The 25,076-nt window shown below is 56.8% G+C and carries 19 protein-coding genes and 1 pseudogene; 9 read left to right on the forward strand and 11 right to left on the reverse strand.

Translation table 11 applies throughout. From position 1 onward, the window contains the following. Window positions 1–401: 401 nt before the first annotated feature. Window positions 402–1,622 (forward strand): NADP-dependent isocitrate dehydrogenase, encoded by a 1,221-nt coding sequence (locus AC0V6Z_RS13290; protein WP_472638919.1) that lies wholly within the window; start codon window positions 402–404, stop codon window positions 1,620–1,622. A gap of 72 nt (window positions 1,623–1,694) precedes the next feature. Next, window positions 1,695–3,458: a cation:proton antiporter domain-containing protein gene (locus AC0V6Z_RS13295; protein ID WP_472638920.1), complete on the forward strand. Its 1,764-nt coding sequence runs from the start codon at window positions 1,695–1,697 to the stop codon at window positions 3,456–3,458. A 7-nt stretch (window positions 3,459–3,465) separates the two neighbouring features. Here AC0V6Z_RS13295 and alaS read toward each other — a convergent pair whose 3' ends face one another. The 8 genes from alaS to smpB form a co-directional block, all read right to left on the reverse strand. Then, window positions 3,466–6,201 (reverse strand): alanine--tRNA ligase, encoded by a 2,736-nt coding sequence (gene alaS, locus AC0V6Z_RS13300; protein WP_472638921.1) that lies wholly within the window; start codon window positions 6,199–6,201, stop codon window positions 3,466–3,468. Between the two features lie 230 nt (window positions 6,202–6,431). Continuing rightward, entirely contained in the window at window positions 6,432–7,496 is a 1,065-nt protein-coding gene (gene recA / locus AC0V6Z_RS13305; protein ID WP_472638922.1) for a recombinase RecA, read from the reverse strand. A gap of 178 nt (window positions 7,497–7,674) precedes the next feature. Then, window positions 7,675–9,396: a DUF4139 domain-containing protein gene (locus AC0V6Z_RS13310; RefSeq protein ID WP_472638923.1), complete on the reverse strand. Its 1,722-nt coding sequence runs from the start codon at window positions 9,394–9,396 to the stop codon at window positions 7,675–7,677. 14 nt (window positions 9,397–9,410) lie between these two features. Continuing rightward, window positions 9,411–10,916 (reverse strand): DUF4139 domain-containing protein, encoded by a 1,506-nt coding sequence (locus AC0V6Z_RS13315; protein ID WP_472638924.1) that lies wholly within the window; start codon window positions 10,914–10,916, stop codon window positions 9,411–9,413. Window positions 10,917–11,075: 159 nt separating this feature from the next. Next, on the reverse strand, window positions 11,076–13,517 hold the full coding sequence (locus AC0V6Z_RS13320; RefSeq protein WP_472638925.1) for a PAS domain-containing sensor histidine kinase: 2,442 nt from the start codon (window positions 13,515–13,517) through the stop codon (window positions 11,076–11,078). 115 nt (window positions 13,518–13,632) lie between these two features. Beyond that, window positions 13,633–13,971 (reverse strand): DUF2062 domain-containing protein, encoded by a 339-nt coding sequence (locus tag AC0V6Z_RS13325; protein ID WP_472638926.1) that lies wholly within the window; start codon window positions 13,969–13,971, stop codon window positions 13,633–13,635. Then, window positions 13,937–14,218 (reverse strand): DUF2062 domain-containing protein, encoded by a 282-nt coding sequence (locus tag AC0V6Z_RS13330; RefSeq protein WP_472638927.1) that lies wholly within the window; start codon window positions 14,216–14,218, stop codon window positions 13,937–13,939. Before AC0V6Z_RS13330 ends, AC0V6Z_RS13325 begins: the two co-directional genes overlap by 35 nt. A 196-nt stretch (window positions 14,219–14,414) precedes the next feature. After that, window positions 14,415–14,897 (reverse strand): SsrA-binding protein SmpB, encoded by a 483-nt coding sequence (smpB, locus tag AC0V6Z_RS13335; protein ID WP_472638928.1) that lies wholly within the window; start codon window positions 14,895–14,897, stop codon window positions 14,415–14,417. On the opposite strand from smpB, the gene AC0V6Z_RS13340 reads away from it, so the two are divergent. After that, complete coding sequence (locus AC0V6Z_RS13340) at window positions 14,862–17,042, forward strand: alpha/beta hydrolase family protein (RefSeq protein ID WP_472638929.1); 2,181 nt, start codon at window positions 14,862–14,864, stop codon at window positions 17,040–17,042. The genes smpB and AC0V6Z_RS13340 overlap by 36 nt on opposite strands. A 3-nt stretch (window positions 17,043–17,045) precedes the next feature. Here AC0V6Z_RS13340 and dapA read toward each other — a convergent pair. After that, window positions 17,046–17,928: pseudogene (dapA, locus tag AC0V6Z_RS13345) on the reverse strand (4-hydroxy-tetrahydrodipicolinate synthase). A gap of 223 nt (window positions 17,929–18,151) precedes the next feature. On the opposite strand from dapA, the gene AC0V6Z_RS13350 reads away from it, so the two are divergent. The 5 genes from AC0V6Z_RS13350 to AC0V6Z_RS13370 all read left to right on the forward strand — a co-directional run bounded on the left by AC0V6Z_RS13350 (window position 18,152) and on the right by AC0V6Z_RS13370 (window position 23,080). Continuing rightward, window positions 18,152–19,975 (forward strand): lytic transglycosylase domain-containing protein, encoded by a 1,824-nt coding sequence (locus AC0V6Z_RS13350; RefSeq protein WP_472638930.1) that lies wholly within the window; start codon window positions 18,152–18,154, stop codon window positions 19,973–19,975. Window positions 19,976–20,000: 25 nt separating this feature from the next. Next, the gene (locus AC0V6Z_RS13355; RefSeq protein WP_472638931.1) at window positions 20,001–20,522 is read left to right on the forward strand and encodes a hypothetical protein; all 522 of its coding nucleotides are present in this window, start codon (window positions 20,001–20,003) and stop codon (window positions 20,520–20,522) included. Window positions 20,523–20,579: 57 nt separating this feature from the next. Beyond that, window positions 20,580–21,836, forward strand: coding sequence for a dual-specificity RNA methyltransferase RlmN (rlmN, locus tag AC0V6Z_RS13360; protein WP_472638932.1), 1,257 nt, complete (start codon window positions 20,580–20,582; stop codon window positions 21,834–21,836). Further along, window positions 21,811–22,464, forward strand: a complete 654-nt coding sequence (locus tag AC0V6Z_RS13365; RefSeq protein ID WP_486176493.1) for an MOSC domain-containing protein — start codon at window positions 21,811–21,813, stop codon at window positions 22,462–22,464. The genes rlmN and AC0V6Z_RS13365 overlap by 26 nt, the downstream gene beginning before the upstream one ends. Before the next feature lie 139 nt (window positions 22,465–22,603). Further along, window positions 22,604–23,080 (forward strand): glycine zipper 2TM domain-containing protein, encoded by a 477-nt coding sequence (locus tag AC0V6Z_RS13370; RefSeq protein WP_472638934.1) that lies wholly within the window; start codon window positions 22,604–22,606, stop codon window positions 23,078–23,080. A 236-nt stretch (window positions 23,081–23,316) separates the two neighbouring features. Here AC0V6Z_RS13370 and AC0V6Z_RS13375 read toward each other — a convergent pair whose 3' ends face one another. Continuing rightward, window positions 23,317–23,559 (reverse strand): hypothetical protein, encoded by a 243-nt coding sequence (locus tag AC0V6Z_RS13375; protein WP_472638935.1) that lies wholly within the window; start codon window positions 23,557–23,559, stop codon window positions 23,317–23,319. Between the two features lie 260 nt (window positions 23,560–23,819). Here AC0V6Z_RS13375 and AC0V6Z_RS13380 point away from each other — a divergent pair, with 260 nt between their 5' ends. Further along, window positions 23,820–24,578 (forward strand): SDR family oxidoreductase, encoded by a 759-nt coding sequence (locus tag AC0V6Z_RS13380; protein ID WP_472638936.1) that lies wholly within the window; start codon window positions 23,820–23,822, stop codon window positions 24,576–24,578. 35 nt (window positions 24,579–24,613) lie between these two features. Here the strand turns inward: AC0V6Z_RS13380 and AC0V6Z_RS13385 are convergent, their stop codons facing one another. Beyond that, window positions 24,614–25,051 carry a DUF1801 domain-containing protein gene (locus AC0V6Z_RS13385; protein WP_472638937.1) on the reverse strand — a complete coding sequence of 146 codons (438 nt, stop codon included), beginning with the start codon at window positions 25,049–25,051 and terminating at the stop codon, window positions 24,614–24,616. Window positions 25,052–25,076 lie beyond the last annotated feature (25 nt).

Here is a 25,076-nt window from a genome sequence, read left to right on the forward strand (position 1 = left end):
TTTTTGTTTGCGCGAGTGCAACTTTGTGGATGTGTGCGTACGCGCTGGAATTGGCGCTAAACCGAAGCATCGGTACGCGGATCAATCACTTTCCTACTCCACATGGGCCGGGATATAACGGCACGCATGCTCAGCCCTCGCCATTTATCGAGAAATCCGATCAAACAGGCCCCGTGTGATCGATTGGATTTTCACGCTAAGACTGTGTTCCAGGTGTTCCAAGCGTGCCCCAGCTGCGATGAACCGATGGCAGCCGTGAATGGCACGAAAACCCGCAAAACAATGGTATTTGGGGGCATGCTGACGCTTGAGGCACGGGCAAAAGCTGCTAAGGCCTGCGATCAGGGATTATCTAACACAATCCGAACACACGAAATCCAATGAAGGACGGGACACCTCCCATGCAAAAAATCCAGGTCAAGAACCCGGTCGTTGAACTCGACGGCGATGAGATGACAAAGATCATATGGCAATGGATCCGCGAACGGCTGATCCTGCCGTATCTCGACGTTGACCTGAAGTATTACGATCTCTCAATTGAGAAACGCGACGAAACCGACGACCAAATCACGGTCGATGCGGCGAACGCGATCAAGGAATACGGCGTTGGCGTGAAATGCGCGACCATCACCCCTGATGAAGCCCGCGTTGAAGAGTTCAGTCTCAAGCAAATGTGGCGTTCGCCAAACGGCACGATTCGCAACATCCTGGGCGGTGTTGTCTTCCGTGAGCCAATCGTGATCGACAACGTACCGCGTCTGGTCCCGGGTTGGACTGACCCAATCGTGGTTGGCCGTCACGCCTTTGGCGACCAATACCGTGCAACCGACACGCTGATCCCTGGCCCGGGCAAGCTGCGCCTCGTATTCGAAGGCGAAGATGGCCAGAACATCGATCTTGATGTCTATGAGTTCCAGTCATCGGGTGTCGCCATGGCGATGTACAACCTGGACGACAGCATCCGCGACTTCGCGCGGGCTTGCATGAACTATGGTCTGGATCGCAAATGGCCGGTCTATCTCTCGACCAAGAACACCATCATGAAGAAGTATGATGGCCGTTTCAAAGACCTGTTCGAAGAGGTCTATGACAATGAGTTCGCTGCCAAATTCAGCGAAGCTGGCATCACTTACGAACACCGCCTGATCGACGACATGGTTGCATCTGCCCTTAAGTGGAGCGGTAAGTTCGTTTGGGCTTGTAAGAACTATGACGGCGATGTTCAGTCCGACACTGTAGCTCAGGGCTTCGGCTCGCTTGGCCTGATGACGTCCGTTCTGATGACCCCTGATGGCAAGACCGTGGAAGCGGAGGCTGCACACGGCACCGTTACCCGTCACTACCGTCAGCACGAGCAAGGCAAGGCGACCTCGACCAACCCGATTGCATCGATCTTCGCTTGGACCCGCGGCCTGATGTATCGCGGCAAGTTCGACGAGACGCCTGAAGTGGTGAAGTTTGCTGAAACGCTTGAGCGGGTCTGCATCGAAACCGTCGAAAACGGCGCGATGACGAAAGACCTCGCATTGCTGATTGGTCCAAGCCAAAACTGGCTGACAACCGAGCAGTTCTTCGAGGCGATCGTCACGAACCTTGAGAAGGAAATGGCGAACTGGTCGTAATATCGATCTTGCTTGAAACAGGAGCGGCGCGGATGGCTGGTGATGCCTTAGCGCCGCTTCTGGCCTACTGACATGGCGGGCGAACTCTCTCTATCACCAATGATGAAGGATGCGTTGGTCATCCTGGGCGCGGCCGGGATCGTCATTCCTGTATTCGCCAGATTCCGCATCACTCCGATCATTGGCTTCATCCTGATCGGCGTTCTGGTCGGCCCTTACGGCCTTGGCACTCTAGTCGAAGCCGTCCCGGGTCTCAGACATGTGACCATATCAGACCCAGAGCGATTAACGCCCTTCGCCGATTTCGGCATCATCCTACTACTGTTCGCCATTGGACTAGAACTCTCGTTCAACCGCCTGTGGCAATTGCGAAAACTGGTGTTCGGACTTGGCTCGCTTGAGCTGCTAATCATCGGTTCCGCGTCCGCCGCGTTCTTCGGCTACATCAGCGGAATGGACTGGACCGGGGCGCTCGCGCTTGGATTCGCCCTCGCCTTCTCATCCACCGCTATCGTACTGCCAATCTCAGGGACGAAATCACCGGTTGGCCGCGCGGCGCTGTCCATGCTGTTGTTCGAAGACATCATGATCGTACCGATCGTCTTCATCCTTGGCGCGCTTGCCCCGCACGCGCAGGCCGAGGGCTGGAGCGGCCTCACCGACACGCTGTGGCAAGGCGGTCTCGTCATTCTCTCGCTGCTGGTGCTCGGCCGTTTCGCGCTCCCTCGGCTGTTCTCACAGGCTGCGCGAACGAAGAGCCCGGAGCTGTTCCTGGCCGCTTCCCTGTTGGTCGTCATCGGTGCCAGCCTAGCCACTTCAGCGGTCGGTCTATCGCCCATCGTTGGCGCGCTGATCGTCGGCCTGCTGATCGCGGAGACTGAGTATCACGGTGAAGTTGAGAGCATTATGGAACCCTTTAAGGGCCTGGCACTCGGCGTGTTCCTGATCACCATCGGGATGAGCATCAACCTCGCAACGATTTGGCAGAACCTGGCTGAGATCATGCTCGCTGTCGTAGGCGTTCTGGTGTTCAAAGCTATCATTACGGGTGTGCTGTTGCGCCTGATGGGCGCGCGCAAGAGCACCGCAGCAGAGACCGGCGTGCTGATGGCCAGCCCGAGCGAGACGACGCTGATCGTCTTGGCGGCGGCTACCACCGCCCTAGTCGTTGATGCAGAAGCCGCGCAATTCTGGCAAATCGTAACGGCAATTGGCCTTACCATCACACCGCTGCTCGCCCGCCTTGGACGGGTAATCGCCCGGCGAGTGGAACCCGTCCCAGAGCTGCCCGACGAAGACGAGGACGAAGCGCGCACCATCATCATCGGTGCGGGCCGTGTCGGTCGCCTGATCGCGGACATGCTGGTGATGCACGATCAGCCGTATGTTGCGCTCGATTCGGACCCTGACCTGATCGAACGCGCGGCGCGCGATGGCTACCGTTCGGCATTCGGTGATGCGGCGCGCGGAGACGCATTGTCACGGCTCGGGATTGAAAAGGCTCCGGCAATCGTCCTCACCATGGATGAGCCTGTCCTGGCTCAACGCTTGGTCACAAAACTGCGAAAGAGCTATCCCGAACTGCTGATCGTTGCCCGCGCGCGCGACACAGATCACGCCGCCGCGCTATACCGCGCAGGTGCCAGCCATGCCGTGCCGGAGAACTTAGAGAGCTCGCTTCAGCTATCGGAGGCCGTACTGGTCGACATCGGCATACCCATGGGGCCAGTAATCGCCTCTATCCACGAGAAGCGCGATGAATTTCGCGAGCGGTTAGAGCGCGACGGCAAACTCACCAGCAAGCCGCAATTGCGCACCTCAACCAACACGCCTTAGCCTGTACCTACCCAGCGATGGCAGCCTTGACCGCTGCCAGAGCATCCGCCGCTTTACTGCCATCCGGACCGCCGCCTTGCGCCATGTCGGGACGACCGCCTCCGCCCTTGCCGCCAAGCGCTTCCACGCCAACACGTACTAGAGACGTGGCGTCAAACCGCTCTGTCAGATCATCAGTCACTGCGACCGCAATAGCGGCCCGACCATCGTTCACGGCGATCGCCGCTGCGATACCGGAACCAAGGCGTGTCTTCGCCTCATCGAGCAGCGGGCGCAGTTCCTTCGGACTCAGGCTATCGAGTACCTGGCCGCTGAAGGTTACTCCACCAACATCTTCATCCGTTTGCGCGGGACCATCGCCGCCGCTCGCGCCGCCGCCCAATGCCAGAGCCTTCTTCGCCTCCGCGAGTTCCTTCTCAAGCCGTTTGCGCTCATCAAGCAACGCCGCGACCCGTGCGGGCACCTCTTCTGGCGTCGCACGAATTGCACTCGCCGCCGCCTTCAAAGCATTCTCGCGTTCGACCAGCCAAGTGCGCGCAGCCTCACCGGTCAACGCCTCTATGCGCCGTACACCAGAGGACACGGCACTCTCAGAGATGATCCGGAACACGCCAATGTCGCCTGTGGCCGAAACATGCGTTCCGCCGCACAGTTCGACCGAGAATGAACGCCCTTCCGAGCCAGCGCGCCCCATCGAAAGCACGCGTACTTCCTCGCCGTACTTCTCACCAAACAGTGCCAAAGCGCCCGCCTCAACGGCGTCATCTGGGCTCATTAGGCGTGTACCGACTGGTTCGTTAGCTCTAATCTCGGCGTTCACCTCAGCCTCGATGACAGCTATGTCATCAGCTTCCAAGGGCTTTGGGTGCGAGAAGTCGAAGCGCAGCCGGTCCTCTGCGACCAGCGAGCCCTTCTGCGTAACATGTCCACCAAGTCGATTGCGCAGCGCCGCATGGACCAAATGGGTTGCGGAGTGATTTGAGCGTACCTGCGCGCGTCGCACATTATCAACCTCGAGATGCACATTGTCGCCGACCGACACTTCGCCTTCAGTTACTTCGATCTGATGCGCATGAAGGCGTCCCAGCGGTTTCGCCGTGTCAGACACATTGGCGGCAAATCCGCTCGGCGTGCTGATACTGCCGGTGTCTCCGGTTTGCCCACCGCTTTCGCCGTAGAACGGTGTCTGATTGGTCAGCAAAACGGCGCTCTCGCCAGCTTTGAGCGATTGAACCTCTGCACCGTCTTTTACGACCGCAACCACAGTCCCCTCGCCTGACGTGGAATTGTAGCCGGTGAATTCTGTCGCGCCTTCGCGTTCTGCGATGTCGAACCACACCTCGCCCGAGGCCGCATCGCCAGACCCTTTCCAAGCCGCGCGAGCCGCCGCCTTTTGGCGCTCCATCGCAGCTTCGAAGCCTTTGCCATCCACGCCAATCCCGCGTTCGCGCAGAGCGTCTTCGGTCAGATCATAGGGAAAACCATAGGTGTCGTAGAGTTTAAACGCGGTCTCGCCATCGAGTTCGTCTTTAAAGCCCTCTAAGTTCCTAATCGCATCGGGCTGACCTGGTTCAGCATTGAGGGTATCGAGAAGCGTCTCGCGGTTGCGTTCGATAATCGCTACTTCTGCATCAAGCAGCTTTAGACCCTTGTCTAATGTCTTGCGGAACTGCGTTTCTTCACGCTCAAGCACTTCCTGGATCAAGGTTTGACCGCGGGTGAGCTCCGGATAGGCTTGTCCCATTTCCGTGACCAGCGCCGGGACAAGCCTGTGCATCAGAGGCTCGCCCGCTCCGAGCAAGTGTGCATGCCGCATCGCGCGGCGCATGATCCGACGAAGGACATATCCACGCCCCTCATTTGACGGCAGCACACCGTCAGCCATCAGGAAGCTGACCGAACGCAAATGGTCCGCGATGACCCGGTGGCTTGCCACTGCATCACCTTCGCCGCCCACTCCGGTGAGCTGCTCCGAGGCAGCGATCAGCGCTTTGAACGTGTCGGTGTCGTAGTTGTTGTGCACACCCTGCATAACCGCAGCGATGCGTTCCAGCCCCATACCAGTGTCAATCGACGGGCGCGGCAAGTCGGTGCGCTCACCACTAGCCTTCTGGTCAAACTGCATGAAGACGAGATTCCAGATCTCGACAAAGCGATCACCGTCTTCATCCGGGCTACCCGGAGGGCCGCCTGCAATATGCTCACCGTGATCATAGAAAATTTCCGAACACGGTCCGCATGGCCCGGTGTCGCCCATTGACCAGAAGTTGTCGCTGGTCGGAATGCGAATGATCCGTTCCTCTGGCAGGCCGGAAATCTTGCGCCACAGATCGAACGCTTCATCATCGGTGTGATAGACCGTCGCGGTGAGCTTATCTGCGGGAAGCCCCCATTCCTGCGTTAGAAGCGTCCAAGCGTTCAGGATCGCTTGCTCTTTAAAATAGTCGCCAAACGAAAAATTGCCGAGCATCTCAAAGAAGGTATGATGCCGCGCTGTGTATCCGACATTGTCCAGGTCATTGTGCTTACCGCCAGCGCGCACGCATTTCTGCGAAGACGCGGCGCGCGGCGCAGGCGGCGTCTCCAGTCCAGTGAATGCGTTCTTGAAAGGCACCATGCCCGCATTCACGAACATCAATGTCGGATCGTTATAGGGAACCAGTGGTGCACTGGGCACCTCAGCGTGGTCAGCATTCCCGAAGAAGTCGAGAAAAGAGCGGCGAATATCGTTGGTCGAAGTCATTTCGAGAATGCAGTTAGGCAATCACGCGGTCAGCGACAAGCCACCGCGTGATCAATGCACACTGAGTTCGTAATTCTTCATTACCATAATGTGGCTTTAGACGGACTGACATCCGGCAAGTTTGCGAAGCGCAGCCCCATGCCAGATGCAGAAAAGCCGGCATCGCCAAGGGGGATGGCGCATACCGGCTTTCCGATTTTCCGAATGCGATTACCGCACTCGCTTGAGGATCAGTCGTCAGAGTCCGCGTCCGGCCCTGTCATCATCTCCTCGGCAACCTCGTCGGTGCGGCCGCGAATGGCGGCTTCCAACTGATTGCACATCTCTGAGTTCTCTTTGAGGAAGGTCTTGGCGTTTTCACGTCCCTGACCAATTCGCACGCTGTCGTAAGAGAACCAACTGCCTGATTTCTCTACGAGGCCTGCCTTCACGCCAAGATCAAGTATCTCACCAATCTTGGAAATGCCCTCACCGTACATGATGTCGAATTCAACTTGCTTGAACGGCGGTGCAACTTTGTTCTTCACCACTTTCACGCGGGTTGAATTGCCAACCACTTCGTCGCGGTCCTTAATCTGGCCCGTGCGGCGGATGTCCAAGCGAACAGAAGCATAGAATTTAAGCGCGTTGCCGCCGGTTGTCGTCTCTGGGTTACCGTACATGACGCCGATCTTCATCCGCAATTGGTTGATGAAGATGACCATGCATTTGGAGCGGTTGATCGACCCGGTCAGCTTACGCAGCGATTGGGACATAAGCCGCGCTTGAAGGCCGACATGGGAATCGCCCATTTCACCTTCAATTTCTGCGCGGGGGACGAGCGCCGCGACCGAGTCGACCACCAGCACGTCAATCGCATTGGAACGGACCAACGTGTCAGTAATCTCGAGTGCCTGCTCACCTGTATCAGGCTGAGAAACAATCAATTCATCAATGTCGACGCCCAGTTTGTTGGCATAGACCGGGTCAAGAGCATGCTCTGCATCGACAAAAGCCGCTGTGCCACCGGCCTTCTGAGCCTCTGCAATCACATGCAATGCCAAGGTGGTCTTGCCCGAACTTTCAGGCCCGTACACTTCTATCACGCGGCCTTTCGGAAGGCCGCCAATACCAAGCGCAATATCCAATCCTAACGAACCGGTTGGAATGGACTCGATATTCATTGCTTCGCGAGAACCCAGCTTCATTGCTGAACCTTTACCGAAAGCACGATCTATTTGCGCAAGTGCAGCGTCGAGCGCTTTTTGACGGTCCACTGTCTTTCCTTTTTCTACCAATTTCAGACTTGCAGACATCGCATGGCCTCCTTGACTTGCCTAGGGTCGACAAATTGTTATCGACCGCCCCTTGTGGAGACAGCTTGTACCCACTTTGTTCCAATAGAACAAGTAGGGAACATGGGAATTCGTACGTGACCCCATGAAGGCACGCGCCAAGATTTTGAATTTATGGGAGAAAGACCGCAGAAAAAAATTATGCCAGGTCGCGAATAGACCACCGGAATGTGCGTTCCGAATTCGCGGGAACATCCACTTCTGCAATAATACGGCCATCCTTCGTGCGAGTCTTTGCCCCCCTAAAGCGCACCTCCCAAAGAGAGGATTCGCCCAGGTCAATCCGAACAGTAATCGGATGCGCATTGGCGTTGGTGATCTCCACCCCATTGCCAAACCAACTGTTCATATTTCCGGTTGTCACTGGGCCAGGGGCAGGCAGACATTTCGCAAAGACCTGATTGCTTGCCCCCATTTCAAGCTCGACGTCCTGATCTTCCGCATAGTCCCGCATATCAACATCAGCGACCAATTGCGGACCAAAGCTGCTCGGTTCAAACACGGTCAAACCGCCTTGAGGCAGGGCCACACCCAGTCCTCGCTCGGTTTCGTTCTTCGTAACGAGCAGCATGTCCGCATTTTCAAAGCCAGGGTTGGGCTGTCCCTCACGCGTGACCAAAAATCCGCAATTCACCCGGTAGAGATAGCGCGCATCGACCTCTTGTCGATTGAGAAACGCAATTTGTTTCAGGCCCTTGGCCGACACATTCACTCGCTCTGGTACACGGTAAAGCTTGAGATCGCCAAGCTGCTCTTCGACCGCTTGCATTACCTCCGCCTCACTTACTCCCACCGCCGCGTCGGCCATCGCCATTACCGGTGCAGGCGCAGAAAGCTTCATCCGCGATTCATTGCGACGACCAGTCACCACAATCGACTGAGGGGATTGGCCTGGAGAGCCAGCAGCCGTGCTGCCTATCGGATAGCATGTCAGGCGCAGCGGCGCGGCCCGAGGCGGCGTCGCAAGACTGCGAAAATCGCTCACCACGCTGAGCGAGCCCGCAATCACCAACAATTCTGCATCGTCGAAGCTCTGACCATTGTCATTGAGGATCGTCAGCCAGCTCATCAGGCCGAGTTTGAAATTGCCGTTCTCCCCTCGCCTCGTCGAGCCTGCGACCGAAGCGCTCCCGGGATCAGGCAAAGTCGCGACATAATTCGCCTGCCAATCGAAGCCCCATGCGAGATAGGTAAGGACGACTTCATAAGTTCCCCCGTTCGCATCCTGAGTGTCGATGGTAAAAATCGGTTTTGCCGACAGCCCCTTTGGCACACGATCAAAGGTCAATCGCTCGGGCAGGCCCGCGCAGCGCACCGCCTCATATCCTTGGTCCGTTTGCAGCACCAAGCCGCCATCGGCCCTGGTGCGAACAATTGCGCTTTGAGGCTCTTCTGCTCCGGTCGCGGGATTAGTCCGCGTCAAGGTCACACGGTTGCCAAGCGCCCCGTTCACCAAGGCGGCGGGTGACAGCAAGTCAGCATTGCGGTTTTTCTCGATCGTACCGCCAGGTAAGCCTGAGACAATTGCGCTGACCCCGACCATACCCTCGGCCACGCCCTCAAAGCGGATCGTCGATTGACCAGGCGGCAAAGTGACCGTGCGAGTCTCGCTGATCATGGCGAAGCCTTGCGGCCAACGACGGTTCATCTCTTGGCCAAGCTGCCTACGCGGATCACGGTAGACAGTGACCGAAAGCGATTGCGGCGCAGAAGCGTCGACCGCATGACGGGTTCGCTGCGTTTGGGACGGAGCTGGCGCTTCAGTACCAGCCGTCGCGCCCTCTTGCGCGCTGGCAGGGGTGCTGACAACCACGCTAGCCAACAGGCCAAGCGCCAATCCGATAGATGCGGGGCTCCGCATGATCGCCCGCCCCCTTAGTAACGGGTTTCGTAGGTAACGCGGATCACGCGCTCGCCGTTGGCTGGCACTGGCACCACCCATTTGCGCCGATCGAAATTGATCTGCTCGCCTGTGATGTCCTCGCTGACCACACGGTAATCGTTCGACCAATATCCGCGGTAAAGCCCGCTTTGGGTCAGATCGACATCAACCGACGTGCTTTTAGCATTGGTCAACGTATAGCGCATGGTTGTGCGGTAATATTGTTTGGGTCGTTCAACCTCAATCTGGCGGGTGGTCTCGCCATCCTCAATCACCCGGAACCGTGCCGTGCGCTCCCAATCTGAACTGGTGATTTCTTCGCGCTTCTCCACTTCGGCTTGCACAAAAATGTCAAAGGCGTCGCCGGTTCTGAGCGAGAGCTCGCTGCCCATGGGCGTGTGGCCAATGCTATTCTCGCCGATAAATTGAGGCGTACCTTGGTTGTCGCGCTGATAAAACCGAACGGTGCCCGACGGCAGAGCATCACCCAACCCCTGATCGCGCGAAGTTGAGAAGGAAATGGCGCTTGAGACATTCACGGGGCTGCGATCGTTCGAGAGCCAACCAACTGTCCGCTCATAGATCTTGCGCGCTGGGACCGATTGCACATCGAGGAAGCTCACTTGCTTGGTCTGCGCATTGGCAATCGTTGTGCGCCCACTGATCGGATAGAGATAGAAATCGCCCAGCTGCTCTCGCGCGGCGGTTTCCGTTCCGGGTCGGATCAAGTTTCGGTTTCCGCCTCCACGGCCGCGGCCTCCGCGATTGTTAGGATTGCCAGCGACCAGCAGTGTCTTCGCCTGATTGAATGTGGTTCCGGTGTTGTTCGTAAGCGTCACCCAGCCTTGCATATCAATCGAGTCGGTTTGCTCATTGTAAAGCGCGACATAATCCGCGCTCCAACCAAGTCCGCCCGTCAAATAGCGGATCGAGACCGGGCGCGTACCGCCACGAGTGCTGTTGAGGTTTACCGACAATGTTGGGCGGGCGCGCAGATTGGGGGGCACTCGATCAAAAATCACGCGGACCGGAAGGCCATCATCGCGCAAGACCTCGATTCGATTGCCGATTTGGACTACCACACCGCCCGCAGTCGACAGAACCTTCGCGCGCTCACGGGTCTCTCGCCCGGTCGCAGGATTGGTGCGCAGCAGAGTGACTGTTTGACCAATCGCCTTTTCCATCATCTTGGCCGGTGTCAGCAGATCAAAGTCAAAATTCTGCTCGATGATCGATGTGTTCGGTGCAAAAAAGCTCAGCGTTTGCGGTTGAATGGTTGCGGAAACATCTGGAAACTCAACTCGGCTGCGACCACGCTCAATGTTGATTTGGCGCACGTCCTGCACCAGCGCGAGATTGTTGTTGTAGATCGTAACCGCGACATCGCCCTGCGCTGTTTCATCCGGATCTGGTAGCGATTGTGAGTTGGCCGTCGTTGCTCCAAGAGCGCTCATCCCAAGTGCCAAACCTGACACCAATCCTAGCTTAATCGCGTTCATCACCCAGCCTCCTATTGAACCCACCAATAAGCATGACGGGGTGTACTGTATGCGCGATGAATGGACTTTGAGCTAGTGCAAATGCAGTGACAACCGCTTGTGAAAATCGACACTTTTGATTGTATATTCAATGCATTAGCAATGCAATCCTTGAGAGGTTTAACTCCGCCTGACCCGCTGCATTACATTGCCGACCTTGTCCCCGATCGCCTGAACACTGAACGGTTTGGGGATGAAATGCATGTCTGGAATATCGATGTCTTTGCGCAACTGTTCCTCGGCATAGCCTGACATAAACAGCACCGGCATATGCGGCAGCTTTTGGCGAATCGCGCGCACCATGGCCGGGCCATCCATGCCAGGCATCACGACATCGCTGACGATCAGATCGAACTCACCGCCGTCTGAGATTGCGGCCAAGCCCTCTTCCCCGCCCGGACATGCCGTGACTTCATAACCCGCGCGGGCAAGCGCGCGTTCGGCAACTGCGCGGACCATGTCTTCGTCCTCGACGAGCAGGATCCTGCCACCTTCGGCCCAATCAGACGATGGCTCTGGAGGAGCTTCGGTGATTTTTTTGGGTGCCTCACCGGCGTAGACCGGGAAATATATTGTAAAGCGCGCACCCTTAGGTCGGTCATTTTGATCCATGACATTGTCGACGAAGATGAAGCCGCCCGACTGCTTTACAATCCCGTAAGCGGTGGAAAGGCCAAGACCGGTGCCTTTGCCTTGCTCCTTGGTGGTGAAGAATGGCTCAAACAATTTGGGCAGGACGTGCGGGGGAATGCCGCCCCCGGTGTCCTGCACGATCAGCACGGTGTAATCAGCCGCTGGGAGAATTTCCGACCCCAACTTGATCACTTCCTTGGCTTGCAGGCTGCGCGTGAGCAGCGAAATGCGCCCGCTGCCCTTACCGTTTGACTGGATCGCATCGCGGGCATTCACTGCGAGGTTCATGATCACTTGCTCAAGCTGCTGCGGGTCAGCTCGCACTGGCCCCAGGTCGCGATCATGTTGGACGTAGTATTGGATCTTCTCGCCCAGCAGTCGTTTAATCAACGGCCCAACTTCGCTCACCACATCGGGCAATTGCAGGATTTCAGGGCGCAGGGTTTGCTGCCGAGAGAATGCCAGCAATTGCCGGGTCAGCGATGCAGCACGATTAGAGTTGGCGCGGATCTGTTGAATGTCGTCATAGTCGCTGTCGCCGGGCGTATGGCGCAGCAGCATCAGATCACAGGTGCCGATAATGGCCGTCAGCACATTGTTAAAGTCATGGGCGACACCGCCCGCCAATTGCCCAACAGCCTGCATTTTCGTGGCCTGTGCAACCTGGCGCTTGAGCTGGTTTTCCTCGCTCGAATCAGCAAGGCTAAGCAGCACCGCCGCTTCGCCCAGACCGCGCACGCCAGCGAGGCCAATCGAAACCGGCTCTTCGGGCTGGATTGAGAGGCGCACCGCCATATCCCCGCTAGTCGCAGGGCCGCGGCCGTGGCGCCGCACAGCGTCGGACATAGCGCCCTTGTCTTCGCGCACCACAAGGTCAGTAGGGAATGCGGGCAGGCCGCGCCCTTCCCGGTCGACCGAGCGCAAGAAGGCATCATTGCAAAACAGGAAGCGGCCATCGCGGTCCGTCATCGCCAAACCAAGGGGCAATTGCGCGAGCAGTGCGTCAAGCTGGGCCACGCCTGCTTGCGAGGATCCATCCCATCCGCTGCCAATCCCGACGCCGCTATCGACGAGCAGCATAAGCGAGGGGCCTTCATCCGGGCCAGACTGGATCTGCGCGCTCGGATCATCGAGCGGTACGTGGATCAAAGTTTGCGGCGTACCCCCTCTCCCCTCGCGGGCGAAGAATATCCGGTCGCGGTCATCAGAGCGCAGATAGGTCACAAAATCCTGACCCGCCATGGTTGCGCTGGCGTCGCCAACCGAACGCTCGGCAAAGCCTGAGCTCACCATTTTGATGACTCCATCCGAGCCAGTGATCGCACTTTCGATGCCTGCGCGACTCAACATGAGGCCAAACGGTCCAGCCAAATCAAGATCGGCCAGCGCGTCACTGCTCGGCATGACGTGGCGCCGGAAACGCCAGATCAGGTGATCTTCACCGCGCCCTGCGCGTTCAACGGTTACTTTCCAAGGAGTTTCGCCAGTCTTCCCCGCCAGTTCCTTTAATGCGCCCGAGCCATCACGCCAGGCTTCGCGGGCGAGGCGCGTCATCGCCTCTAGCCCTTCACGCTCAAGCGGAAGCGAAGGCGGCGCAGCACCAATCCCAAACCCATCGATGAAAGCAGAATTTGCGCAGACCAGGCGGTTCGCCCGGTCCGTAATCGCAACCGCCTCACCCGCTTCTTCGATGGCGGCAATTGTAACCGTCCAATCGGGTGCGCTTTCGATCTGAGCCGCTGGCTCTGCGCGCATTCGGTCAAAGGTGAACACGCCGACCAGCAATACGCCGAGTCCCAATGCATAGGACAAAACCAGCGCAGGCTCACGTGTTGCCAGCCACAGGATCCCAGTACTGACGCACAGGGCAGCCGCCAGCCCTGCGATCATCAATCGGTTTTGATCATTGGCCTGCAAGACGGCTTTCATAGCGCTCTTTTCTCTCGCACTTTACGTTTTGGTTCAGCGGTACGGATGCAGCATCTTGTCGGCGCTGCGCAATAGGGATCGTTCGTGGCTCTTACCGAACCAACTATTCCAATCTTTAATTGGCATTGAGCCGCTGGTCGAGCCGTGCTTCCATCCGCGCCAAGCGTTTTGCACGGCGACGCGCAACCATCACGCGCCACACTGCGCCGGAGATGAGATAACCCACCGCTGACGATACGATAGCAAGCACTACAAAGCCAAAGGCGGTAACGCCGGCGAGTTGGAACAAGTCGATGAGCCAGCTCCATCGGCCACTGGCAAGCTCATCATTGGCGAGCCCGCCGACCGCCGCGTCAAGGTTTAGCGTCATTTTGCCAACTTGGTTGGCGATCACGATCCAAAACGGAAAGGTGAAAGGGTTAGTGATGAAGGTCACCATAGCCGCCAGTGGCATATTCGCACGCGCTCAGCAGGGCGAGAAAGGCGGCGAGGAAGATTTGCCCAACCGGGATAATAAAGCCCGCAAACAGCCCCAACGCTACGCCGCGCGGGACCGATCGCCGAGTAAAACGCCACAGCTCCGGCGAGAGAAAACGGTGCGCAAATGGCTTGAGATATTTGTTGCGCGCCATCTGCTCACGCGTCGGCATATATTTGCGCAGCATGTCCATCGCCCAGGTTTTGCTGCGTTTTTCAATCATGAACCGTGCACCTGATTGCCACATGCAACGGACAACTGCCCATCCATGGTGGAAAGCTGCGGAAATGCAGGAATGTGCAAGGGGTAAGACATGGACATCATATGGGTAGGAATTGGCCGCTGAACAGTGGGTTGCTGACGATCTTACAAAACTTTGCGACTATTACGTGACTAAAGCGTTTGCATGTCAGTCGGGGCTATCCCTTTTCACGCATCAGGCGGGCCTTATCCCGTTTCCAATCGCGATCTTTAACGCTCGCGCGCTTATCATGCGCTTGCTTGCCTTTGGCCAGTCCGAGCTCGACCTTCGCGCGCCCCTGCTTGTTGAAATAGATCGACAGCGGAACCAGCGTCATACCCTTGCGCTCAACCGCGCCGAACATTTTCCCAATCTCGCGCGCATTGAGCAGAAGCTTGCGCGGACGCTTCGGTTCGTGATTCAGGCGATTACCGTGGCTGTATTCCGGGATGTTAGAGTTGATTAGCCAAACCTCGCCGTCACGCACTTCGGCATAGCTTTCCGCGATGGTCGCCTGACCGGAGCGCAGCGCCTTTACCTCGGTTCCGTGCAGCACCAGACCCGCCTCATATTTATCTTCGATGTGATAGTCGAAGCGCGCGCGGCGGTTTTCCGCCACGGTCTTGTGCTTATCAAAGGTCTCAGGTTTGGGTCTCGCCATGATGCGCGTGATGTAGTGGCTTGTTCGAGATTCGCAATCGGTCCCTTTGATTACTTGAAACTTCAGTTGGTTTTGGCATTATGTAGGGGCGCTAAGATAAAGCGTGGGGCAACTACAGCCGATCAACATATGGATCGGCAAGGGGATTATTCGATGCGTTCGTTTTCAATTGCGGTTTTCACTGCGCTCTTTTGTGCAACTGCGCCAGCAGTCCTTCTTGCACAGGATGGAGAAGCAACGACACCCGCGAGCAGCGATACAAGTAAGCAGTTAGAAACATTGCCCCTAACGGCTTACGGCGCGCTCCCCGACATCGAAGATGCAGCTCTGTCAGAATCGGGCAAACGTATCGCGATGATCACCACCGTGAAGGGTACTCGGGCGCTCATCGCTCTCGAGAACCAAAACACGGTACTCACTTCCGTTGCAGTTGGTGATATGAAAATCCGTAACATTCAGTGGATCGGTGATGAACGAATTTTGCTCACCTCTAGCCAGACCGAAGACTTGGGATTCAATTTCACTACCGACAAAGCTGAATTCTATGTTGGCCGGGTAATACCCGTCACCTCAGGCGCAGAAGCCGGGATGATTTTTTCTAAAAAACGCAATATCTTGGATGCGATCATAGATGACTACGGTGTCCGTAAAATTGATGGCCGCTATTACGGGTTTTATGGCGGGATACAACTCAAGAAGAATCATCGGTCAGATTATATATTTGATCACGGTCGACCTTTTTTGTTTCGGGTCGATATGCAGGACTATTCTGTCAAGCGAGTGGCGAATGCGGCCCGGCCTGGGCACGATAACGATTGGCTGATTGATGCAAACGGAAACATTGCCGCAACCTTCGACATCAACCATGAGAACGGTAAATGGAAGCTCAGTAACGGGTCTGGTGATGAAATCGCCAGCGGACAAAATGTGCAGGCACGGATCGGCTTGGTTGGACTTGGTTACAGCGGCGCAACAGTCATTCTGTCTGAGCGCACGGATGACGGCATAAAGTGGCAAGAAGTGCCAATTTCCGGCGGAGAGATGACAGATTTTCTGCCCGACGTTGGTCTTGAACGAGTGTATTTCGACAAACAGACTGGCCACCTGATGGGTTACCGTGAGCGTGGCGGTAAAGAACGCATCGTATTTCAAGATGAAGCAAAGGGCAGCGCTTTGCGCAAGGTTCGCCGTGCATTCAAAGACTTCGATACGAGTCCGATCGATTGGACCGGAGACCTGTCACAGATGATCGTGCGCACTGCTGGCAACGGTGACAGCGGCACCTGGTACGCGGTGGATGTCAAAAACTTGCGTGCGAATGCTATTGCTTATGAACGGACCGCAATTGGTCCGGAGCATGTTGGTCTGATCTCTACCTTTGGGTACACCGCCAGCGACGGCCTCGATATGGACGGCATCCTAACCTTGCCACCAGGTCGCGAAGCGAAGAACTTACCAGTTGTAGTTCTGCCGCATGGCGGACCGCACGCACGCGACAAGGCCACGTTTGATTGGTGGGCACAGGCTTACGCTTCGCGCGGATATGCCGTTTTCCAACCCAATTTCCGTGGCTCAACAGGACGCTCAGATGAATTCCGTACAGCGGGATATGGCGAATGGGGCCGCAAAATGCAGACCGACAAATCAGACGGTCTTGCCGCTTTAGCAGAGAAAGGGATCGTTGATCCAAGGCGCGCCTGCATCGTCGGTGCAAGCTATGGCGGCTATGCTGCTCTTGCAGGCGTCACTTTACAACAAGGCATTTACCGCTGCGCCGTCGCTGTCGCCCCAGTCAGCGACATCAAGGATATGTATCAAGAAGACTACCGCGCATCAGGCGGCGATCGGACAACGAAGGTTGCATTGCTCGAACAGCTCGGTCCACGCGATCGCTGGGATGAAGTCTCACCACTGCGTTTCGCAGACCAAGCTGACGCGCCGATTATGCTGATCCATGGACGCGACGATATTGTTGTACCTTTTAGCCACTCAGTCAAAATGGCCGACAAACTTAAAGACGCGAAAAAACCGCACGAAATGATCAGCCTAAAAGGCGAAGATCACTGGCTGTCACGTTCAGAAACTCGGCGTACCATGCTTGATGCGGCCGTTCGATTTGTCGAAAAGCACAATCCAGCGGATTAGGCCCTAAACCAACCCCGCATGCTCCAATGCTGCATCAACCGCTTTGCGCGCGGCCTCGCTCGCCTCGCATAGCGGCAGCCGAACCTCTGGCGTGGCCCAATCTTGCACCCGGCTCAGCGCATATTTAACCGGACCCGGACTTGAGTCAGAAAACATCGCGTAGTGTAGCGGATAAAGCTGATCATTCAGAGCTCGCGCGCGCACAAGATCATTGTCAGCGCAGGCCTGTTGAAATTCCGCACACAGGGCTAAGCGCGACGTTGGCCGTGACAGAGATACATCCCTTCCCGCCAGCTGCGTTGAACGGCAGAGCCAACTCATCATTGCCGGAAAGCTGGCAGAACGTGCGACCAATGCCCATGCGGTGATCAGCAACCCGGGAGAGGTCTTCGCTCGCATCTTTGATAGCAACAATTTTCTCAGGAAATTTGTTGGCAAGCTCAATCGTAGTTTCCGGTGCGATATCGGTTACAGTGCGGCCCGGCACATTATAAAGCACAATCGGCAGATCACAGTTCTCAGCCAGAAAACTGAAATGCGCTACAAGACCGGCCTGACTTGGCCGATTGTAATAGGGCGCAACGCACAGTGCTGCGGCGGCTCCAGCCTTCTTGGCGAAGCTAATATGCAGCGCCGCGTTTTTCGTGTCGTTTGATCCGCACCCCGCAATTATCGGAACGCGGCCAGCGGCTTGCTCTATGCAAACCTCAATAACCCTGTGATGCTCTGCATTGGACAGTGTCGATGCCTCACCCGTCGTCCCGCAGGGGACCAGAGCGGCGCTGCCTTGCTCGATTTGCCAGTCGACCAATTTGCGAAATGCAGCCTCGTCAAACGCTCCATCGCGAAAAGGAGTCACCAGAGCGGGGATTGAACCGCTAAACATTGTTGTATTCCTTTATCTAGGCACTTAGCGAATAACTGAAGCAATTCTCCAAAGCTAAGGCACTTGTTCAGCGCCTGATAAGGAGCCGATCGGCACTATGTCCAGCATGCGTAAAAGTTCTTTTGGCAATCCCCTTGCCGTTGCCGCCATTCTTTTCATCAGCACAGCAGCCATGACGGGTCCGTGTTTTGCCCAAAATGCAGGCCAATCTGGGAGCAGCACAATGCTGGCTCAGCAGCCGCGCGCCGTCGGGCAAGCGATCGCTCGGTGGGAGGTTTTACAGAAATCGCGCCTCTCCAGCTTTTCTGATTATGCTGGCTTTGCCCTCGCCTATCCAGATTTTCCGCGTATGGCTGTTTTGCGGGTGCGCGCGGAAAACGCGCTAGAGAACGAGGCACCTTCTTCGGCGGATCTGATCCGTTTCTTTGATGCCCATCCACCGCTCACCAACCCAGGCCGCGCACGCTATGCACTGGCTCTGGCTGGTGCGCAGCGCGCAGAAGCCTTTGACGTTGCGCGCGAAGCCTGGCGTGGCGGTGAAATGAGTGGCCCAGCGGAAGCCTATATCATGGGCCTGTTTGGCTCAAGTCTCACCGCCGAAGATCACAGCGCGCGCATGGATGCGCTCTTATGGCAAAGCGAGAGCGAAGCCGCAGTTCGCCACATGGTCAATATTTCACCAAGCGAGCGCAATATGGCGATGGCTCGCCTCGGAGTGATTCGTGGAGAAACTGGCAATGTGCCCAATGGCGCGCTCAGCGATCCCGGCTTCGTCTATAATTACGTGAAACAATTGCGTTCCAAGCGGCAGGTTGCTCACGCTGCCAATGTTCTGACCACGCGTCCAAACTTCACGCGCACCTCGCACAAACCAGAGGATATGGTCGCACAAATGCTAAGCGTCGCCAAAGCTTCTGGCGCGCGCCAAGCGGTCGCAATTGCCGCCTCTGCCGACGATCTGTTCTCGCCCGGCACGGATGTGTCGAAAGGCTCTTTCGCTCTGCGCGATCGCTACACAGATTTGATGTGGCTTGGCGGGACAAAGGCGCTTTGGAGCCTTGGCAATGGCGCCGCTGCTGCACCCTTGTTCTATCGCTATGGCGCGGGTGCGGGCACGCCCCTAATTCGGGCCAAAGGTTTTTACTGGGCTGGACGGTCTGCGCGCCAGGCCGGTCAAGCTGATGAGGCTACGCGCTATTTTGAGATGGCCGCTGAGTTCCCTGAATACTACTACGGTCAGCTCGCGCATGAAGCATTGGACCGGCCACTGCCGCAATTCGCGCCGCTGGCCCCCATTGAGGTGAGCCAAGCTCAGCGCACTGCGTTCAACAGCCGCCCAGTTGTAAGGGCGATCCGCGCTATCGCGGCGAACCGCATGGCGTGGCAGACCGAACGGCGATTCTTTGAAGCTGTCGCTGATATTGCCGACACGCCCGAAGAAATGAGCATGGTCGCCGATCTCGCTGCAGAAACTGGCCTTGATGAAATGGCTGTTGTCGCGGGCATGACAGCGGGCGAGCACGGGCTCAAAGGCTTTGAACGCCTTGGCTTTCCAACCGTTACACCGCCTCCAGGTGCGAACTGGACGATGGTCCATGCAATCTCTCGCCAGGAGAGCGAATTCGACCGCTTTCGTGTCAGCCATGCTGGCGCACGCGGCGTGATGCAATTGATGCCGGGAACAGCGCGGGAGCAAGCGGGCAAACTAGGCTTGCAATATCTCTCAGCCAATCTGATCGGCTCACCCAGCTACAATATGCGTCTGGGCGATGCCTATTTTGCCCGGATGATGGACTATTATGGCGGCGCCTACCCACTTGCCATCGGAGCCTATAATGCTGGGCCGGGACGGGTAAACCAATGGCTCCGCCTGAATGGAGATCCGCGCCGCGGCGATATCGATTGGGTGACTTGGATCGAGCGCGTGCCAGCCAATTTCGAAACCCGCTATTACATCATGCGCGTGCTCGGAAATGCCGTATCCTACAGTCATATGTACCCGCAAGAGGCCGGTAGAGCGCAGCCGGTCAGCTATTACTTGCGATAGAGCAGGCGTAAGGGGGCGGTTCGAAATGGCGAACTTCAAGCAGAGATTTATCTCGCGCCCCCTGCTACTCTGCGGGCTGGCGCTTGGTGCCATCTTGGCCAGCCCGCTCGCTGCGAAAGACAGCCTTGGCGTTTATTCTAGCTGGGCCGCGTTCCGTGATCCCGGCACGCCTCGCTGCTATGCCATCGCCAAGCCATCCAGCGCGACAACGCGGCGCGATTACGCGCCCTTTGCCAGCATTGCGACATGGCCGAAGAACTCAATCCGCAATCAGGTGCACCTGCGGCTATCGCGCGCAATTGCTGATAGCGCGACCATTCGCCTGACCATTGGTGACAAGCAGTTCGACCTAACCGGCGGTGGCGGCGATGCCTGGGCGAAAGATGCCAGCATGGACGCCGCAATCGTTGCAGCCATGCGCTCCGCCACCCGGATGAGCGTTCGCGCCCGTGACAAGGGTGGCCGCGCCTTCACCGACAGATATCAGCTCGCTGGCGCCGCGACCGCAATTGATGCCGCGCTGCTCGGCTGCGCAAGGCTTAGATAAGCCGCTCAAACGCTAAGCTAGCAAAGGCGCTTTTGCACGCCTATATGCGGCGAACTTATGGCCGATACCAACCTCATGCCCATCGCCGGACAAATCGATCCGGTTCCCACTGCGCGCGATATCACACCGCGTCAGGACGGCCGCGTCGACCTGATTGGTCTGCCGCCAGCCCGCATACGGGAACTGTTTGAAGAAGCGGGTCTGGATGTAAGGCAGGCCAAGCTGCGTTCCAAGCAGGTCTATCATTGGCTGTACCACCGCGGCGTGTCCAAATTTGAGGACATGACCGACATTTCCAAGACAATGCGGCCGTGGCTGACGGAGCGCTTTGTGATTGGCCGCCCACAAGTGGTTGAGGCTCAGCATAGCACAGATGGTACACGCAAATGGTTGCTGCAAACCGATGACGGTCATGATTACGAGATGGTTTTCATTCCCGATTCTGATCGCGGAACTCTATGCGTGTCCAGCCAAGTGGGCTGTACGCTCAATTGCACCTTTTGCCACACGGGCACCATGCGTCTGGTCCGCAATCTGACGCCAGGCGAGATCGTTGGCCAGGTTATGCTGGCACGCGATGCCTTGGGCGAATGGCCCAAGGGCAAGATGGATTTTGCCGAGGATGAGGACGAGGCGGAGTACCGCGCAGACGGTCGTTTGCTCACCAACATTGTGATGATGGGCATGGGCGAACCGCTGTATAATTTTGACAATGTCCGCGACGCTCTGCTGCTCGTAATGGACAGTGCGGGCCTTGCCCTGTCGAAGCGACGGATCACGCTGTCGACCAGCGGCGTCATCCCGATGATGGAGCGCTGCGGCGCAGAGATTGGCGTCAATCTCGCGGTGTCACTGCATGCAGTAAACAAGGATGTGCGTGACGAGATCGTGCCGCTTAACCGCAAATATGGCCTCGAAGAATTGCTGCAAGCCTGCGCCGATTATCCGGGTGCGACCAATGCCCGGCGCATCACCTTTGAATATGTGATGCTGAAGGACAAGAACGACAGGGACGAGGACGCGCATGAGCTTGTTCGTCTGCTGAAACAGTTCAACCTGCCTGCCAAGGTCAATTTGATCCCGTTCAATCCATGGCCAGGCGCGAATTACGAATGTTCTGATCCAGACCGAATTCGTAGCTTTTCCAACATCGTGTTTGAAGGCGGGATCAGCGCGCCAGTACGCACACCGCGCGGGCGAGACATTGATGCAGCCTGCGGACAATTGAAAACCGCAGCAGAGAAGAAAAGTCGCGCGCAATTGGACCGAGAGGCGGCGGCAGCCGCTGTTGAGACCGCCGCCAGTGAAGGTTGAGCTCACCGCGATTTGCGCAGGCCGCACTCAAGGCTTCCGAGGTGAAGAAACAAGCGCCATCGCTAAACAGCCGATTGCTGGCCCAGTACGGATTGGCATCGAAGGGCTGGAAGCGGATGAGCAAGCCGACCGCAGCGTGCACGGCGGCCCGGAAATGGCAGTGCATCTCTACCCCAGTGATCATCACGCATTTTGGCGCGATCAGATCGGTGAGCACGCCCTACTCTCAGAACCCGGCACATTCGGCTCAAATCTCGCGGTCAGCGGCCTCACGGAGGCCCAAGTCCACATCGGCGATCAATTCCGTTTGGGCAGCGCCTTGCTAGAAATCAGCCAACCGCGCCAGCCCTGCTGGAAGATTGAGCATCGGTTCGGTGTCAAGAAAATGGTCGCCGCAATTGTTAGCTCTGGGCGATGCGGATGGTATTTCCGTGTGATCGAAGAAGGCGCAGCGGAGGCAGGAGACAGTCTGGAACGCGTGTCTCTCGGCGCAACCGACTGGAGCGTTGAGCGAGTTTTCACAGCCATAATCGCTGGCAAAGGCGCGCAGGATGAGCTGTTCGAACTGAGCCAGCTTGAGTCGCTTTCTCCCAAGGTTCGAGCCAAAGCAGCGGGAAAATTGCGCTAACCGCTCAGCTCATCGCTTAATAAAAGCGGCTCATCGCCTGAACAGAATTCCCAACAAAACGTTCATGTGGCGTTGTTTTTTTCTGAACGAATGTCCTCTCACCCCACCAGGTAACTCGAACAAAAAGAGGGACACGCAAATGAAAAATCTCGCCGCATTCGCCGCCGCTGGTACACTCGCAATCGCTGCCGCCCCCGCACAAGCGGTAGAGATTGCTCCCAGAATCTCTTCCAATCCGATCGCATCCAATGTGATGATGATACCAATGGATAGCCTCAATCAAACAGCAGCCCATCACTATGATGGTGATTGGGACGATTATGATGATCGCCGCTATCGGAAAAATCGCCGCCAGAGCCGTTACGACCGCAATGGCCGTTACCGCGAGCCGCGTCACATAAGCCGCCGTGACCGCGTATGGCGCGGACGGGATGGCCGTTACTATTGTAAACGCGACAATGGCACCACTGGCCTCGTCATCGGAGCAGGCGTTGGCGCGCTGATCGGCAATGAGGTTGCCGGGCGCGGTGACAAGTTGCTGGGCACATTGCTTGGCGGTGTCGCAGGCGGCCTTCTGGGACGCGAAATCGACAAGGGTGACCTTAAGTGTCGCTAGGACCTCACTGACTTAAGGTGGCCCCACTCCACCTTTGGCGCCGCCAGCCTTCACCGGTTTGGCGGCGCCTTTGCATTTGAGTGCAAGCTGGCAAGACAAGCCGACAAAGGAAAACTTTAGACGCTAAAACAGTGAAACCCAATTCCGATTTTCGCGAACTAATGAACGTACATGGCGCGCAGGCGCTCAGATCAAAAGCACACGAAAAGGAATTGGAAATGAGAAAGATTCTTCTTTCAATCGCTGCCGCGACTTTGGCGGCTACGGCGGGCCCAGCGTTGGCCCATGACGCTCCACATGGCCACCATGAGAGCAGCGAACATCGCAAAGATCATGATGCGCATAGCGGCGGCCACAATTCCCGCAGAAGCCATCATCAAGCCGATGATCACAAGACACACCACGCACATCGCTCGGATCATTCGATTGGCAAGCACCATGATCACCGCGACCATGGTATCCATCGCCGCGATTTCCATTCGAAGCATTACTCATCGCGTGGGTTCAACCGCAACCACTACAAACATTTTAGCAAACGCTCTTTTGGCAGGCGCTCCTTTGGGCACAAACTGCACTCAAAGGGGTTCCGCTCAAGAGGTTTTCGGTCAAGAGGCTTCCGGTCACGGGGTTTCCGCTCACGCCATTGAGTCCAAACCTTACCTGGAATGAATGAACGGGAAGAGGAGAGCACACATCGCTTCTCTTCCCATTCCACTTCAAGTGTGCTGCATGTAAGGCCATGAACACCCCGACGATATTGGTCACAGGCGGCGCCGCGCGCATCGGTGCGCAAATCGTCCGCCGCTTTGCTGAAGAAGGCTGGCATGTGATCATCCACTACCGTTCTTCATCCTGCGACGCAGATGCTTTGGCAGCATCGCTGCCCTCGGCCTGCACGGTCAAATGCGATTTAGACGACGGCGATGCAGCGGTCGCAATGATTGAGCAGCTGGCAACAAAGCATCCCGACTGGCGCGTGTTGGTGAATTCGGCCGCCGTTTTCGAGCCAGACAGTGTGACCGCCCTCGCCCCCGCAACGAACCGGCTTGCAATGCAAGTCAACGCGATTACGCCAACGCGCATGGCGCAAGCCTTTTTGACCGCCGCCCGAACCAGCAGGGGACGCTGCGTGATCAACATCACCGATATGAAGCTGGAAAATCCCAATCCCGACTTCTTCAGCTACACTATGGCGAAGCACGCCTTGAACGCTACCATCCCCATGTTGGCGATGGGCGCAGCGAAGGAAGAAGACCGCATCTATGGCATTGCACCCGGCGCTATTTTGGCCAGCCATGATCAAACGCAGGAAGAGACAGAGACCTCCCACCGGCTCAATTTGCTGGACCGTAAGACTAGCGCAGATGAAATTGCCGATGCCGCGTTCTTCCTAGTGCAGGGTCATTTGCGCAGCGGATCGACCCTGTTCATAGACAGCGGCCAACACATGCTTTCGCAAGATCGCGATGTCATCTATCTCGCCCGCGAGGGCGCCTGATCAATGGCTAAGTTCGTTAGAAAACGTCACGCGGTTTAGACTGGATATTTACGATTCATCGCGTCCCAGCAAAGGCCGATAATCTCCTCCAAGACGCTCAAATCAATATCGCCCAGCTTGTTCACATAAACACAGCTCGCGCCGGTCTTGTGCTTGCCCATTTTCTCCAGCAATCCATCGACTTTCTTGCCTGTCGCCTCGTCGCAATAACGGCCCATCAGATATAGCGAATGCTTAGCCTTGCGCGGTGAGAAGCCCGAGCGTGCGGAATCGCCTTCACGTCCGCTCTCATATTTGTAATGATAGCTGCCATAACCGATAATCGTCGGACCCCACATCTTCGGTTCTTCTCCGGTTACTTTACGAAACAGCGCGTCGAGCACTTTTGCGTCTTCACGTTTGCTGGCGGGTTCGACCGCAGCGATGAAATCATCAACCGAAGCTGTGGTTTGTGTGGTTTTTGGGTCGCTCATAGTGATTAACGTATCCGATCATTGA

This window comes from Erythrobacter sp. SN6-5 (assembly GCF_057364945.1).

What these genes read in the sequence shown, in the direction of transcription:
- AC0V6Z_RS13290 (WP_472638919.1), top strand. Translation starts at nt 402, where the DNA reads ATGCAAAAAATCCAGGTCAAGAACCCGGTCGTTGAACTCGACGGCGAT.
- AC0V6Z_RS13295 (WP_472638920.1), top strand. Translation starts at nt 1,695, where the DNA reads ATGGCGGGCGAACTCTCTCTATCACCAATGATGAAGGATGCGTTGGTC.
- alaS (WP_472638921.1), bottom strand. Translation starts at nt 6,201, where the DNA reads ATGACTTCGACCAACGATATTCGCCGCTCTTTTCTCGACTTCTTCGGG.
- recA (WP_472638922.1), bottom strand. Translation starts at nt 7,496, where the DNA reads ATGTCTGCAAGTCTGAAATTGGTAGAAAAAGGAAAGACAGTGGACCGT.
- AC0V6Z_RS13310 (WP_472638923.1), bottom strand. Translation starts at nt 9,396, where the DNA reads ATGCGGAGCCCCGCATCTATCGGATTGGCGCTTGGCCTGTTGGCTAGC.
- AC0V6Z_RS13315 (WP_472638924.1), bottom strand. Translation starts at nt 10,916, where the DNA reads ATGAACGCGATTAAGCTAGGATTGGTGTCAGGTTTGGCACTTGGGATG.
- AC0V6Z_RS13320 (WP_472638925.1), bottom strand. Translation starts at nt 13,517, where the DNA reads ATGAAAGCCGTCTTGCAGGCCAATGATCAAAACCGATTGATGATCGCA.
- AC0V6Z_RS13325 (WP_472638926.1), bottom strand. Translation starts at nt 13,971, where the DNA reads ATGCCACTGGCGGCTATGGTGACCTTCATCACTAACCCTTTCACCTTT.
- AC0V6Z_RS13330 (WP_472638927.1), bottom strand. Translation starts at nt 14,218, where the DNA reads ATGATTGAAAAACGCAGCAAAACCTGGGCGATGGACATGCTGCGCAAA.
- smpB (WP_472638928.1), bottom strand. Translation starts at nt 14,897, where the DNA reads ATGGCGAGACCCAAACCTGAGACCTTTGATAAGCACAAGACCGTGGCG.
- AC0V6Z_RS13350 (WP_472638930.1), top strand. Translation starts at nt 18,152, where the DNA reads ATGCTGGCTCAGCAGCCGCGCGCCGTCGGGCAAGCGATCGCTCGGTGG.
- AC0V6Z_RS13355 (WP_472638931.1), top strand. Translation starts at nt 20,001, where the DNA reads ATGGCGAACTTCAAGCAGAGATTTATCTCGCGCCCCCTGCTACTCTGC.
- rlmN (WP_472638932.1), top strand. Translation starts at nt 20,580, where the DNA reads ATGGCCGATACCAACCTCATGCCCATCGCCGGACAAATCGATCCGGTT.
- AC0V6Z_RS13370 (WP_472638934.1), top strand. Translation starts at nt 22,604, where the DNA reads ATGAAAAATCTCGCCGCATTCGCCGCCGCTGGTACACTCGCAATCGCT.
- AC0V6Z_RS13375 (WP_472638935.1), bottom strand. Translation starts at nt 23,559, where the DNA reads ATGGAAATCGCGGCGATGGATACCATGGTCGCGGTGATCATGGTGCTT.
- AC0V6Z_RS13380 (WP_472638936.1), top strand. Translation starts at nt 23,820, where the DNA reads ATGAACACCCCGACGATATTGGTCACAGGCGGCGCCGCGCGCATCGGT.
- AC0V6Z_RS13385 (WP_472638937.1), bottom strand. Translation starts at nt 25,051, where the DNA reads ATGAGCGACCCAAAAACCACACAAACCACAGCTTCGGTTGATGATTTC.